At 48.9% G+C, this 1,117-nt stretch carries 3 protein-coding genes; 2 read left to right on the forward strand and 1 reads right to left on the reverse strand.

Going from position 1 to position 1,117, the window contains the following annotated elements:
• Together R7P35_RS25735 and R7P35_RS25740 are read left to right on the forward strand one after the other, a co-directional pair.
• Positions 1 to 208, forward strand: a 208-nt coding sequence (locus R7P35_RS25735; RefSeq protein WP_318093277.1) for a putative nucleotidyltransferase substrate binding domain-containing protein, incomplete at its 5' end; no start/stop codon positions are given.
• Between the two features lie 2 nt (positions 209 to 210).
• Positions 211 to 921, forward strand: a complete 711-nt coding sequence (locus R7P35_RS25740; RefSeq protein WP_318093279.1) for an exonuclease domain-containing protein — start codon at positions 211 to 213, stop codon at positions 919 to 921.
• Here R7P35_RS25740 and R7P35_RS25745 read toward each other — a convergent pair.
• The coding region (locus tag R7P35_RS25745; RefSeq protein WP_318093281.1) for a LysR substrate-binding domain-containing protein at positions 922 to 1,117 on the reverse strand (196 nt) is incomplete at its 5' end.

Below are 1,117 nucleotides of genomic sequence, written 5' to 3' on the forward strand. Positions count from 1 at the left end.
TGTTGAAAACATCATTGGCGCGTATCGCTTTATTACTCAGGTACGTTTCCGTCATCAACTCAATGCGATTCTGGCAGGCACCACACCTGACAACCACATCGCACCCGATGATTTCAGTAGCTTTGAGCGCAAGCACTTAAAAGATGCATTTAAGATCATCAGTGAGCTGCAAGATGTCGCGAAACTGAAGTTTGTGAAAGGGGCGTAACCATGATTAAACGTTGGTTTAAGCGGTGGGAAACGCCGCTCTCTCCTGAGCAAAAACGCCAAGCCATTCACGTTATTGACGATTGGCCAATGGTGCTGAAAGACTATCTTCAACGGCCTTTGGTGGATGACTCAACGACCTTGAAGGATTTGAGTTTTGTTGCGTTGGACTTTGAAACCACAGGCGTGGACGCACAAGGCGATAAAATCTTATCGATTGGCGTAGTTGACCTAACGCTGGACGGCATTGATATCGCCAGCTCCAAAGAGTGGTACATTTGTCACGGACAATTCATCAAACCAGAAACAGCGAAAATTAATGGCTTAACTCCGCAAGATCTCGCCAAAGGACTGCCAGTGGATGAAGGTATGAATCGGTTGTTGGAACGCATCACAGGAAAAGTGGTGCTCGCCCACGGATGCTGCATTGAAAAAGCCTTCATTCACGCTTACTTTTCCTCTCGCTACCAAGTAGAGGATTTCCCCGCGTATTTTATCGACACTCTGCAAATCGAAAAGCAGTTTAGCTATGCAGGGAAAAGCGGCGCGCACAGCAGTTATCAGTTGGACGATTTGCGCCGCTATTATCACCTGCCGGGGTACTTATCGCACTCTGCCGCCAGTGATGCCTTGGCGTGCGCGGAATTGTTCTTGGTACAAAGTAAAAAACTGACCGCGCTTCCGGATGTCACGTTGCGTCAGTTGATGCGCTGATCACGCCAACTCTTGCGCCAAAAAGTCGATCAATAACCGCACTTTTGGCGACAAATTGCGACTTTGCGGATACAGCGCCCAAATGCCTTCGCGATCGTCGCGGTAATCGGTCAGCACCTCGACTAACTCACCACTGTCTAACGCTTCTTGAACGTAATAATCCGGCAGCTGCACTAAACCCAGACCGCGTTTCGCT

Origin of the sequence: Vibrio sp. Vb0304, from assembly GCF_033338995.1 — a bacterium.
Classification (GTDB): Bacteria; Pseudomonadota; Gammaproteobacteria; order Enterobacterales; family Vibrionaceae; genus Vibrio; species Vibrio alginolyticus.